This is a genomic window from Streptococcus sp. 5346 (assembly GCF_013277455.1).
Taxonomy (GTDB): Bacteria; Bacillota; Bacilli; order Lactobacillales; family Streptococcaceae; genus Streptococcus.
On record NZ_VMMY01000002.1, the window covers coordinates 59,853 to 71,325 of the forward strand.

13 protein-coding genes and 1 pseudogene are annotated in these 11,473 nt (G+C 39.9%); 3 read left to right on the forward strand and 11 right to left on the reverse strand.

Annotated features, from left to right (window positions below):
• Positions 1-56: 56 nt before the first annotated feature.
• The 5 genes from glnA to HT732_RS01350 form a co-directional block, all read right to left on the reverse strand.
• Positions 57-1,403: a type I glutamate--ammonia ligase gene (gene glnA, locus HT732_RS01330; RefSeq protein WP_173253714.1), complete on the reverse strand. Its 1,347-nt coding sequence runs from the start codon at positions 1,401-1,403 to the stop codon at positions 57-59.
• A gap of 36 nt (positions 1,404-1,439) precedes the next feature.
• On the reverse strand, positions 1,440-1,796 hold the full coding sequence (gene glnR / locus HT732_RS01335; RefSeq protein ID WP_000659548.1) for a transcriptional repressor GlnR: 357 nt from the start codon (positions 1,794-1,796) through the stop codon (positions 1,440-1,442).
• Positions 1,797-1,872: 76 nt separating this feature from the next.
• Positions 1,873-2,400: an aromatic acid exporter family protein gene (locus HT732_RS01340; RefSeq protein WP_173253715.1), complete on the reverse strand. Its 528-nt coding sequence runs from the start codon at positions 2,398-2,400 to the stop codon at positions 1,873-1,875.
• Between the two features lie 135 nt (positions 2,401-2,535).
• On the reverse strand, positions 2,536-3,735 hold the full coding sequence (locus tag HT732_RS01345; RefSeq protein ID WP_173253716.1) for a phosphoglycerate kinase: 1,200 nt from the start codon (positions 3,733-3,735) through the stop codon (positions 2,536-2,538).
• Positions 3,736-4,068: 333 nt separating this feature from the next.
• Positions 4,069-4,758 carry a hypothetical protein gene (locus HT732_RS01350; protein ID WP_173253717.1) on the reverse strand — a complete coding sequence of 230 codons (690 nt, stop codon included), beginning with the start codon at positions 4,756-4,758 and terminating at the stop codon, positions 4,069-4,071.
• A 259-nt stretch (positions 4,759-5,017) separates the two neighbouring features.
• On the opposite strand from HT732_RS01350, the pseudogene HT732_RS10230 reads away from it, so the two are divergent.
• Together HT732_RS10230 and HT732_RS01355 are read left to right on the forward strand one after the other, a co-directional pair.
• Positions 5,018-5,212: pseudogene (locus HT732_RS10230) on the forward strand (helix-turn-helix domain-containing protein); the annotation flags it as partial.
• Between the two features lie 89 nt (positions 5,213-5,301).
• Positions 5,302-6,933 carry a Na/Pi cotransporter family protein gene (locus HT732_RS01355; protein ID WP_173253718.1) on the forward strand — a complete coding sequence of 544 codons (1,632 nt, stop codon included), beginning with the start codon at positions 5,302-5,304 and terminating at the stop codon, positions 6,931-6,933.
• A 96-nt stretch (positions 6,934-7,029) separates the two neighbouring features.
• Here HT732_RS01355 and HT732_RS01360 read toward each other — a convergent pair whose 3' ends face one another.
• Positions 7,030-7,326 carry an enterocin immunity protein gene (locus tag HT732_RS01360; protein ID WP_057487917.1) on the reverse strand — a complete coding sequence of 99 codons (297 nt, stop codon included), beginning with the start codon at positions 7,324-7,326 and terminating at the stop codon, positions 7,030-7,032.
• A 19-nt stretch (positions 7,327-7,345) separates the two neighbouring features.
• The gene (gene pepA / locus HT732_RS01365) at positions 7,346-8,410 is read right to left on the reverse strand and encodes a glutamyl aminopeptidase (protein ID WP_000209170.1); all 1,065 of its coding nucleotides are present in this window, start codon (positions 8,408-8,410) and stop codon (positions 7,346-7,348) included.
• A 293-nt stretch (positions 8,411-8,703) separates the two neighbouring features.
• Here pepA and galE point away from each other — a divergent pair, with 293 nt between their 5' ends.
• Complete coding sequence (gene galE / locus HT732_RS01370) at positions 8,704-9,702, forward strand: UDP-glucose 4-epimerase GalE (RefSeq protein ID WP_173253719.1); 999 nt, start codon at positions 8,704-8,706, stop codon at positions 9,700-9,702.
• A gap of 76 nt (positions 9,703-9,778) precedes the next feature.
• Here the strand turns inward: galE and HT732_RS10235 are convergent, their stop codons facing one another.
• Genes HT732_RS10235 through scpB form a run of 4 tightly spaced genes read right to left on the reverse strand, consistent with a single transcriptional unit; the run spans position 9,779 to position 11,464 of the window.
• Positions 9,779-9,943 (reverse strand): hypothetical protein, encoded by a 165-nt coding sequence (locus tag HT732_RS10235; RefSeq protein ID WP_240155821.1) that lies wholly within the window; start codon positions 9,941-9,943, stop codon positions 9,779-9,781.
• Between the two features lie 6 nt (positions 9,944-9,949).
• Positions 9,950-10,186: a membrane protein insertion efficiency factor YidD gene (gene yidD / locus HT732_RS01380; RefSeq protein WP_049522465.1), complete on the reverse strand. Its 237-nt coding sequence runs from the start codon at positions 10,184-10,186 to the stop codon at positions 9,950-9,952.
• The gene (locus HT732_RS01385; protein WP_084917260.1) at positions 10,186-10,908 is read right to left on the reverse strand and encodes a pseudouridine synthase; all 723 of its coding nucleotides are present in this window, start codon (positions 10,906-10,908) and stop codon (positions 10,186-10,188) included. The genes yidD and HT732_RS01385 overlap by 1 nt, the downstream gene beginning before the upstream one ends.
• Positions 10,895-11,464, reverse strand: coding sequence for an SMC-Scp complex subunit ScpB (gene scpB / locus HT732_RS01390; protein WP_173253720.1), 570 nt, complete (start codon positions 11,462-11,464; stop codon positions 10,895-10,897). Before scpB ends, HT732_RS01385 begins: the two co-directional genes overlap by 14 nt.
• Positions 11,465-11,473: the final 9 nt, after the last annotated feature.

The following is an 11,473-nucleotide window of genomic DNA, read 5'->3' on the forward strand; positions in this document are numbered from 1 at the left end:
GATATAAAACACAAGAAAAAAGACCGCCCTCAGGCAATCTTTCTTCTATATTAGTATTAGTAAAGATCTAAATAGTTATCAATTTCCCATTGTGAAACGAAGGTTGCATAACTTGCCCATTCGATTCGCTTGGCTTCAAGGAAACTAGTATAGATATGTTCTCCAAGAGCCGCTCTGACAACTTCATCTTCTGTCAAAGCTTTCAAAGCATTGTGAAGAGTTGATGGAAGATCTGTAATACCAGCTTCCTTGCGCTCTTCTGCTGTCATGATGTAGATATTTTCTTCGATAGGAGCTGGTGCTTCGATTTTATTTTCAATACCATGCAAACCAACTTCCAAAAGAACAGCCATAGCGATGTAAGGGTTCGCCATTGGATCCACTGAACGCAACTCAAGACGAGTTCCCATACCACGTGAAGCAGGCACGCGCACAAGTGGCGAACGGTTACGACCAGCCCAAGCAATATAAACAGGCGCTTCATAACCTGGAACCAAACGTTTGTATGAGTTAACCGTTGGGTTCATGATGGCAGTATAGTTGTAGGCATGCTTAATCAAACCGCCAAGGAAATGGTAGGCCGTTTCTGACAACTGCATTCCTTTTGAATCATTTGGATCAAAGAAGGCATTGTTTCCTTCTGCATCAAACAAGGACATATTGCAGTGCATACCTGATCCAGCAATACCAAATTTTGGTTTGGCCATAAAGGTTGCATAAAGACCATGTTTGCGAGCAATGGTTTTAACAACAAGCTTAAAGATTTGAATCTTATCACAAGCACGGAGAACTTCATCATACTTAAAGTCAATTTCGTGTTGTCCAACTGCAACCTCGTGGTGGCTGGCTTCTACTTCAAATCCCATTTTGGTCAAGACATTAACGATTTCACGACGTGTATTGTCCGCAAGGTCAGTAGGCGCCAAATCAAAGTAGCCACCCTTGTCATTTACTTCAAGTGTTGGGTCACCATTTTCATCCAACTTAAATAGGAAGAATTCTGGCTCTGGTCCAAGGTTGAAGGACTTGAATCCTACTTCTTCCATGTGACGAAGAGCACGTTTCAAATTGCCACGAGGGTCACCTGCAAATGGTTCACCTTCTGTTGTATAGACATCACAGATCAAACCTGCAACACTTCCATTTTCATCTCCCCACGGGAAGACTGTCCATGTATCCAAGTCTGGGTACAAATACATATCTGACTCATTGATACGTACAAAACCTTCAATAGAAGATCCATCAAACATAGCCTTATTTGACAAGACCTTATCTAATTGTTCATCTGTAGCAGGAATTTCGACGTTTTTCATGGTTCCCAAAATATCTGAGAACATGAGACGGATAAAGGTAACATTTTTTTCCTTGACTTCACGACGAATATCTGCAGCTGTGATTGGCATGAGTTTTCTCCTTAATCTATGACTACTTGCGGTTGCCTAACCGCGACCAAAAGGTGATCGTACTGAAGCAAAACGCCCCTGTTGGAGAAGTTCATTGTGAAGTGCACGACGTACTTCAGTCTGACTAACCGCTTTCTTGGATTTCGCTTCACGTTCAGCATATTTTTTCTTAATGGCAGCGATATTATAACCTTCAGAGATATAATCTTTGATTTCAAGCAGACGATCCATGTCATTCAAGGAATACATACGACGATTCCCTTCGTTTCGATCAGGCTTAATCAACTCTTGATCTTCATAATAACGAATCTGACGCGCCGATAGATCGGTCAACTTCATAACACTGCCGATAGGAAAAACAGCCATATTTCGGCGAAATTCTTTTTCCTTCATTTACAATTTCCTTCTTTCTGTCTATTATAGTCTAAAAAAAGACAAACGTCAATTGATAATGTTATAAAATGTAACATTATTTTTCTTTTTTCTCTAAAAAGAGCCGAATACGATCAATATCGTAATTTACGAGAATTGCGACAAAAACTCCCATGAACGTTTCTGATACACGCGCAAATACGTACAAAATTGTTTCCCCGCTCGGAATCGATAGGGTAATGATTAACATAGCCGCTACACCACCAATAACCCCTGCTTTGTTATTCATGGCTACATTTGTCATAATGGTTAACATGGTGCAGATTGGAACAACAACCAAGGTCACCCAAAAGGATTCATGGAAAAAGGTATTTAATAGGAAGAAGACCAGGGCATAGAGGCCACCGATACTATTTCCTAAGATACGCGAAGTCCCAAAATGAACACTCTTATCAAAACTCTCCCTCAGGCTAAAAACAGCTGTCAAAGCACCGATTTGAAGACCTTTCCAACCAAAAAAGCCAAAAATCAAGAGAACTAGAAAAACAGCAATACCTGTTTTAAAGGTTCGCATACCAAGTTTGAACTGGGATTTATCGAATTTATATTTTTTAAAATAACTCATAATCTCAACTTTCTATTTCCATTTTATCATAAATCGGTGATTTTTATGAGTAATAGTTGAGAGGAAGCGTTTTTATTTTAAGCAAAAGAAAAGAGGAACTTTCATTCCCCTCTTCTTTGATTTATTTATAAAATCTTATTTTTCTGTCAAGGCTGCAAGTCCTGGAAGAACTTTACCTTCAAGAAGTTCCATTGATGCTCCACCACCAGTAGAGATCCATGAGAACTTGTCTGCACGGCCAAGGTTGATCGCTGCGGCAGCTGAGTCACCACCACCGATGATTGATTTAACGCCTGGTTGTTTCACGATAGCGTCCATCACACCGATTGTTCCAGCTTGGAAGTCTGGGTTTTCAAACACACCCATAGGTCCGTTCCATACAACTGTTTTGGCACCAGTCAAAGCTTCGTCAAATTTAGCGATAGATTTTGGACCGATATCCAAACCAAGGAATCCTGGATCTACTGCTTCACCTTCAGTGTCTTTCACTTCAGTGTAGCCAGCAAATGCGTTAGCTTCTTTTGAATCAACTGGCAAGATCAATTTACCGTTTGCTTTTTCAAGAAGAGCTTTCGCAACATCCAATTTGTCTTCTTCTACAAGTGAGTTACCGATTTCGATACCTTGTGCTTTGTAGAATGTGTAAGTCATACCACCACCGATAAGGACTTTATCAGCTTTTTCAAGCAAGTTTTCGATAACACCGATCTTGTCTGAAACTTTTGAACCACCAAGGATCGCTACGAATGGACGTTCTGGAGTTTCAACTGCTTCTTGGATATAGGCAATTTCGTTTTCAAGAAGGAAACCAGCAACTGCTTTTTCAACGTTTGCTGAGATACCAACGTTAGATGCGTGTGCACGGTGAGCTGTACCGAATGCATCGTTTACGAAGATACCATCTCCAAGTGATGCCCAGTATTTACCAAGTTCAGGATCGTTTTTAGATTCTTTCTTGCCATCAACATCTTCGTAACGAGTGTTTTCAACCAAGAGAACTTGTCCATCTTCAAGAGCGTTGATAGCTGCTTCCAATTCAGCACCACGAGTGACACCTGGAAGGAAAGCAACGTCTTGACCCAATTTAGCTGCCAAATCAGCAGCTACAGGAGCAAGTGATTTACCAGCTTTGTCTGCTTCTTCTTTTACACGACCAAGGTGAGAGAAGAGGATAGCACGTCCACCTTGTTCAAGGATGTACTTGATAGTTGGAAGAGCTGCAGTGATACGGTTGTCGTTGGTAATCACGCCATCTTTTACAGGTACGTTGAAGTCAACACGAACGAGAACTTTTTTCCCTTTCAATTCAACGTCTTTAACAGTCAATTTTGCCATTAGATATGACTCCTTCTTTTTTTATACGTGTTAATTATATCACAAAATCAGCAAAAGAGATAGAAAAACCCTAAACTTTTCTTGTTCTTTTACCACTGTAAAAATTGACTCATCTACCTGTAGACTTTATCTTAGCAAACTCTATTTCCTTTCCTAAAAATAGTAGAACAAGGTAAAAACTATAATCCCATTTAGGATTGTATAATTCATTTAATCAAATTTAATAACTAGTTTTAAAAACATTGTTTTAGCCATACAAAAAACTAGCATCTAATTCATTTTCAGACTACTTTCTTGAACTTTTAAAGAGTCGTTCCGTTCAAATTTTATTATCTAATCTTTCTTACTCTCCCACTTTTTACTATTACTCCTTAATTTAAAAAGATCAGTTCCTTTCAATTCTATCTTCTTGTTGGCAAGTATAAAATTTTCAATATCCTCTACTTGCTCATCGGTAATTTCTTTACACCTGAACCCACCCCCACCACGTGGTGAATGATTAAACATATCAAGGATACAATTTTTGTTTATTTCTATTAATTTTTTATTTTCAGTTTGTGGTTGGTAACTCTCCTTTGAAGCAACTATAGTATATCGTCTCTTTGGTCTACTACTTGCTTTAGGATGATCATTTTTTGCCCACTGATAATGATCTTCATAAGAAAATTGATCATATTTTACTGTTGAAAGCTTAACATCATTATAGTGTTCAAAAGGGTTATCCGCTACTTTTTCCACTTTATCACTGTTACTTTTTTCCCAATAGATTATCTCATCTACAATAAATACTAAGTCAACAAACCACTTATCATCTGATGGAGTTCCTTGTCTGGTAAACCAAAATAACGTATCTCCCTTTTTAAGTTGAGATGCTTTGATTTGATTGGTTTTACAAAATGTATTCAAAAATCTTTCGCTCCAAACATATGGATCTTGATTCCCTTTAAAATTATCACAGTATACACTAGTATCATCAATTTTTACTTCAATTCTATTTTGATGTAACATAATATAATTTGCCATAATATGCATTCTCCTATGTCATGTTCTATTTTAAAAGAAAAAAATCTCTGTGATTCGTAAATGAAATTATAAAAATGTTATTATATTTAAATAGCGTCCTAGATAGATTATATAATTTACATTATTAATCGTCAATAAATCTTGTGATAAAGTTTTATTAGAATTAATGAATTCAAAGTCTTTCATAACTTTTTCTAAAGCAAGAAAGATACTATTAATACTAGATTAAAATCAAAAAAAACATCTTATAATAGTAGTTATGAAACTTACAAATGAAGAAATACAAAAAATTGAAAAACTCATAAGAGATTCATCGTATACCAAATATCACAAACGTCTACAGATTATTTATTTCCGCTCAAAAGAAAAGAGTTATAAGAAAATCATGAATCTGCTAGATTGCACTAAAACAACTGTTTGGAGGAATTTTAAAAAATGCCAAATTTTCTTTCTAAAATTTCATCTAAACACTTGTTAGATTTACTTTTATCCTTTAAAATAGAATAGGAGAAATTCCGTTATTATTTTTCGGAGGAAAAAGAAATGTCCATTAATTGGCAGGAAATTTTATTTCACTTTTTAGGTGGTCTGGGACTATTCTTATATAGTATCAAGACCATGGGAGACGGTTTGCAACAAGCTGCTGGAGATCGCCTTCGTTTTTACATTGACAAGTACACCAGCAATCCCTTTTTAGGTGTTTTAGTTGGGATTGTCGTAACCGCTCTGATTCAGTCAAGTACAGGGGTCACAGTTATCACGGTTGGACTGGTCAGCGCTAGTCTTCTCACCCTTAGACAGGCTATCGGAATTATCATGGGAGCCAACATCGGAACCACAGTTACTTCCTTTATCATCGGTTTCAAGCTTGGTGAGTATGCTTTACCCCTGATTTTCCTTGGGACCATGTTCCTCTTCTTTACCAAAAATAGAACAGCAAACAATATTGGGCGCATCCTGTTTGGTGTAGGGGGCATCTTCTACGCCCTCAACCTCATCAGTGCCGGTATGAGCCCTCTTAAAGATTTACCACAATTCAAGGAATACATGGTAACCTTGGGACAAAATCCTGTGTTAGGAGTTTTTGCCGGTGCAGTGATTACCGTCCTCATCCAAGCTTCTTCTGCGACAATCGGGATTTTGCAAGGTCTCTATGCAGGTGGATTCCTTGACCTTAAAGGTTCTCTACCAGTTCTCTTCGGGGATAATATCGGAACAACCTTAACTGTTATCCTAGCAGCTGCTGGAGCAAACATCTCTGCAAAACGGGTTGCAGCAACCCATGTTACCTTTAACGTTTTAGGAACTATTCTTTGCCTAATCTTATTAGGTCCCTTTACGTCTATGATTGAGTACTTCCAAGCACTCCTTCACCTCTCACCTGAGATGACCATTGCCTTTTCTCACGGTGCCTTTAACGTAAGTAACACCATTATACAATTTCCATTCATCGGAGCCTTGGCCTACTTTGTAACCAAGCTCATCCCTGGCGAAGATGAAGTTGTCAAGTACGAGCCACTTTATCTTGATGAGCATTTGATTAAACAAGCTCCATCAATCGCTCTCGGAAATGCAAAGAAAGAACTCCTTCACTTGGGAAATTATGCTTCTAAAGCCTTTGACCTTTCATACAACTACATCATTGACCTTAATGAAAAGGCTGCTGAAAAAGGCCACAAGACAGAAGAAGCCATCAATACCATTGATGAAAAATTGACTCGTTACCTTATTACTCTTTCAAGCGAGGCCCTTAGCCAGAAAGAAAGTGAAGTGCTCACCAACATCCTGGATTCATCCCGTGATTTGGAACGGATTGGGGATCACGCTGAAGCGCTAATCAATCTAACTGACTATCTTCAACGTAAAAATGTTGAGTTCTCTGAAGCTGCTTTGCAGGAATTGGCTGATATCTATCAAAAGACCACTGGCTTTATCAAAGATGCCCTTGACAGCGTGGAAAACAATGATATTGAAAAAGCTCAAAGTCTGATTGAACGCCATAAAGAAATCAACAATATGGAACGTGTTCTCAGAAAGACTCACATCAAACGCCTCAACAAGGGCGAGTGTTCAACACAAGCTGGGGTCAACTTTATCGACATCATTTCCCACTACACTCGTGTGTCTGATCACGCTATGAATCTAGCTGAAAAGGTCATCGCTGAACAAATCTAAGATCCAAGAAGCTATCCTAGATAGGATGGCTTTTTTCTTTTCCTAACCAAGAATTGCTTTTCTACCATATAAAAAATGCTTTGATCCACAATGGAATCAAAGCATTTTAAAAATCTCCCCATACATAAGTGCAGAAGCTGCGGTTCCTCTGTACTTAGCTTCTTCTCTTTTGATAAAGCGGGCCAAGTTGAGCAACTCAGGTGCCGGATGTCTGGGATTCTTGAGCAATTCACGATTGACCAGACCTGAGAGACGAACTGCCAGCAATTGCTCATTTGTAGTAGGCAGTTTTTTAGCAGTCTCTAGGAGAGCAGCAACTAAATCTTCACTCAAATCATGTCGAGCATGATTGTAAAGATCTTTTACAAGGCTTTCTAGGTTTGGTTCTACCATCCCTACCACCTCCTTAAGTTTAATAATTTTTAATCAAATCAACCGTTGAACGATCCAATTTTTTCACCAAGGCTTGCAAGAAGGCTTGCGCTTCTAGGAAGTCATCCATTGCATAAAGTGTTTGGTGAGAATGGATATAACGAGCACAGACTCCGATTGTTGTTGATGGGACACCACCATTTTTCAGATGGGCTGCGCCAGCGTCCGTTCCGCCTTTTCCACAGTAGTATTGGTACTTGATACCAGCTTCTTCAGCCGTTGTCAAAAGGAAATCTTTCATTCCTGGGAGAAGTAAGTGACCTGGGTCGTAGAAACGAATCAAGGTTCCATCCCCAATCTTGCCTTGACCACCATAAACATCACCAGCAGGTGAGCAGTCAACTGCTAGGAAAACTTCTGGGTCAAACTTGGTTGTAGATGTATGAGCACCACGCAGACCAACTTCTTCTTGGACGTTAGAGCCAAGATAGAGTTCATTGCCGAGTTTTTGACCTGACAGAGCTTCCGCCAACTCGCTCACCATGAGAACACCGTAGCGGTTGTCCCAAGCTTTTGAGATGATATTTTTTTCATTGGCTGTTAAGATAGCGGAACTATCTGGGACAATGGTGTCGCCAGGACGGATGCCAAAGCTTTCTGCCTCCGCCTTATCCGCAAAACCGCCATCAAAGACGATATCTGCAATAGCTGGCATAGTTGGTCCACCCTTTCCGCGAGTCAAATGTGGAGGGACAGAACCCGAAATCACAGGAATTTCACGACCATCACGAGTCAGGAGTTTGAAACGTTGGCTGCTGACTACCATGGGGTTCCAACCACCGATTTCAACCACACGGAAGGTACCATCTGGCTTAATCTCGCTGACCATAAAACCAACTTCATCCATATGAGAAGCTACCAAGACGCGCGGCGCATCTGCAGCTTCTGAATGTTTAATTCCGAAAATACCACCCAAGCCATCTGTCACCACTTCATCCACGTGCGGTGTCAACTTTTCACGAAGATAAGCACGGACAGGTGCTTCATGACCTGAGATAGCAGCAAGTTCTGTTACTTCTTTGATTTTTGAAAATAATGTTGTCATTTCAGTTCCTTCTTTCTTTCATCCATTTTACCACTTTTTATAGGAGAAGGATAGCGGGAAGGTGGATTTCTAAGCTAGTATCTTAGTCTTGCTCTATCTTAGAAAAAGATTGTATTTTCTTGCATGTGAGGTAAAATCTAAGAACTATTCCAAGATTAATCAAACTATTAATTCCCAAACAAAAAAATAATTCAATGATATATTTTTCATGTTTTCATGAAAATTATAGAAAATAGTTGACTTTCCTTCCCTCTTTCTTTAAAATAGTACAAAACTAGGAAAAGGAAAAAATCATGACCAAAACAATCCTTGTTACAGGTGGAGCTGGCTACATTGGCTCCCATACCGTTAAAGCTCTTTTAAATGCTGGCTATCAGGTACATGTTCTAGATAATCTCTCTACAGGAAATCGTTCAGCTGTGGATAGTCGTGCTAGCTTTAAACAACTGGATGTTTATGATGCTAGCGCCTTAAAGGCTTACTTGGAAGAAAACAAGATTGACGCTGTTCTCCATTGTGCAGGTGAAATTGTTGTGAGCGAAAGTATTGAAAATCCAAGCAAATACTTCACTGCCAATGTTGCTGGTATGAACCAAGTTCTCAAAGTCTTATCTGAAGTTGGCATTCAAAAAATCATGTTCTCTTCGACTGCTTCTCTTTATGGCAATAACTGTATTGACAAACCGGCGACTGAAGATACCCTGCTTGACCCTGTCAACCCTTATGCAGAAACAAAACTGATGGGTGAACGAATGATTTACTGGATGGCCAATCGCTACGATTGGAAATATGTCATTTTCCGTTACTTTAATGTAGCTGGGGCTGAAATGGATGCTTCAAACGGTCTGCGCGTGAAAAATCCAACTCATATCATTCCAAATATCAACAAGACCGCATTGGGACAAAATGATAGCCTGAAAATATTTGGAGATGACTACGATACACGTGATGGTTCATGTATTCGAGATTACATTCATGTCTTGGACCTTGCACAGGCTCATGTTAAAGGAATAAACTACCTATTTCAAGAAAACAGTTCTTCTCAAATCTTTAACTTAGGAACTGAAAAAGGCTATACCGTCAAAGAAATCTTTAAAACTGCTGAAGAATTACTGAATCAAAAAATCCCACACGAAATTGTTGCTCGCCGTGCTGGTGACCCAGCTAGCGTCCTAGCAGACGCATCAAAAGCTAAAAAATATCTTGATTGGAAGGCTAGCTACTCCCTCGAAGATATTATTTTATCGGATTATCATTGGCGTGTTAAAGAAGGTAAAAACATTTTGGAATAAATAGCAGAAACATCAATCATAAATAAAAACACAGATAGATGGCACTTGATAAATACCAAGTATCATCTATCTGTTTTTATACATTAGAATCCAATTTATACTCTTCGAAAATCTCTTCAAACCACGTCAACGTCACCTTGCCGTAGGTATGGTTACTGACTTCGCCAGTTCTATCCACAACCTCAAAACACTGTTTTGAGCAGCCTGCGGCTAGTTTCCTAATTTGCTCTTTGATTTTCATTGAATATTATTTTGCATTTCTCTTTAAAGAAAAATGGTCTGGGACGGGGTCCTTACCTGTTTTCGACCAGGGATGGCAACGTAAAATCCGAGCCAAGCCCATCAAAACACCCTTGAAGCCATGTTTTTCAATAGCCTCAATCATATAGTTTGAGCAAGTAGGCTCAAAACGACAAGAAGGTGGAAAGGCTGGCGAGATAAACCGTTGGTAAAAGCGCACAGGCGCTATTAAAATTCGTTTCATTATTTCTTGGTTACAGCCATGGTGTGTAGTTGGCTGATTTCTTTTTTATTAAGACGACGGGATTCTCCTGGACGGAGTCCTGTCAAGTCTAGATGTCCAAAACGGGTCCGTGACAACTTGTCCACTTGAAGACCAACAGCTTCAAACATCTTTTTAACCTGATGGTTACGTCCTTCATGGATGGTCAACTGTACCACAGAGCGGTTTTTAACTGGGTCCACTTTGAGAATCTCATAGACAGCCGGCTTAGTTTTCTTGCCATCAATCTCAAGTCCACGGGTCAAGGGGCGGAGATTGTCCTTATTGGCCACACCTTTAACACGCGCGACATAAACCTTGTCAATCTCATTACGAGGGTGAATCATCTCATCCGTAAAATCCCCATCATTGGTCAAAATCAAGACTCCTGATGTATCCCAATCCAAACGACCTACAGGGTAGATGCGCTCTTTGACATTGGGCAAGAGGTCGACAACCGTCTTGCGGCCCTTGTCATCTGTCACACTGGAAATAACACCACGTGGTTTGTTAAGCAGATAGTAGACCTTTTCTTCGTTGTAGATAGGTTGACCTTCAACTTCAACCTTGTCGCCTGACTTGATAGTGGTTGCTAGTTCACGTACCACTTGGCCGTTAATCGTCACCAAGCCTTGCTTGATCAGCTCTTCTGCTTTTCTCCTACTGGCCACACCTGCGTGGGCAATATACTTATTGATTCTCATCTTCTTCTATCCTTTCACCAAATAATTGGCTTTCTTGAGCTTGAATCTCAAGCTCATCAATCACTGGTAATTCTTCCAGATGGTTAATCCCCATGTAATCTAGGAAATAATCTGTAGTTACATAGAGGTTGGGGCGACCCAACACTTCTTTTTTCCCGTCTTCCTTTATCAAGTCAAAGGCCTGCAACTTTGCCAAGGCCCCACTCGAGTTGACCCCACGGATGGCATCAATCTCTATTCGTGTGATGGGCTGTTTGTAAGCAATGATGGACAAGGTCTCAAGGGCAGCCCGAGATAAACTCTGGTTGATAGGTGCCTTAGAGTATTCCTTCAAAATCTCTGCAAATTGAGGCTTGGTCACCAATCTATAAGCGCCCCCTGTCTCAATCAGAGCCAAACTAGAATCTGGGTCCTTTTCATACTTCTGGGCTAATTTTTCTAAACTCTGTTGGATGCCTGTCGGTGGCAGAGAGAGGATTTCAGCTAACTGACGGACCCTAATCCCATCTTCACCCGCTACAAACAAGAGCGCTTCTATTTTTGCTAAAGTACTCATCTTTCCTCT

Excerpts from the sequence above, each read along its gene's own strand:
- HT732_RS01345 (WP_173253716.1), bottom strand. The coding sequence starts at position 3,735 with ATGGCAAAATTGACTGTTAAAGACGTTGAATTGAAAGGGAAAAAAGTT.
- glnA (WP_173253714.1), bottom strand. The coding sequence starts at position 1,403 with ATGCCAATCACAGCTGCAGATATTCGTCGTGAAGTCAAGGAAAAAAAT.
- yidD (WP_049522465.1), bottom strand. The coding sequence starts at position 10,186 with ATGAAACGAATTTTAATAGCGCCTGTGCGCTTTTACCAACGGTTTATC.
- HT732_RS01340 (WP_173253715.1), bottom strand. The coding sequence starts at position 2,400 with ATGAGTTATTTTAAAAAATATAAATTCGATAAATCCCAGTTCAAACTT.
- HT732_RS01350 (WP_173253717.1), bottom strand. The coding sequence starts at position 4,758 with ATGGCAAATTATATTATGTTACATCAAAATAGAATTGAAGTAAAAATT.
- HT732_RS10235 (WP_240155821.1), bottom strand. The coding sequence starts at position 9,943 with ATGAAAATCAAAGAGCAAATTAGGAAACTAGCCGCAGGCTGCTCAAAA.
- HT732_RS01360 (WP_057487917.1), bottom strand. The coding sequence starts at position 7,326 with ATGGTAGAACCAAACCTAGAAAGCCTTGTAAAAGATCTTTACAATCAT.
- galE (WP_173253719.1), top strand. The coding sequence starts at position 8,704 with ATGACCAAAACAATCCTTGTTACAGGTGGAGCTGGCTACATTGGCTCC.
- pepA (WP_000209170.1), bottom strand. The coding sequence starts at position 8,410 with ATGACAACATTATTTTCAAAAATCAAAGAAGTAACAGAACTTGCTGCT.
- HT732_RS01355 (WP_173253718.1), top strand. The coding sequence starts at position 5,302 with ATGTCCATTAATTGGCAGGAAATTTTATTTCACTTTTTAGGTGGTCTG.
- scpB (WP_173253720.1), bottom strand. The coding sequence starts at position 11,464 with ATGAGTACTTTAGCAAAAATAGAAGCGCTCTTGTTTGTAGCGGGTGAA.
- glnR (WP_000659548.1), bottom strand. The coding sequence starts at position 1,796 with ATGAAGGAAAAAGAATTTCGCCGAAATATGGCTGTTTTTCCTATCGGC.
- HT732_RS01385 (WP_084917260.1), bottom strand. The coding sequence starts at position 10,908 with ATGAGAATCAATAAGTATATTGCCCACGCAGGTGTGGCCAGTAGGAGA.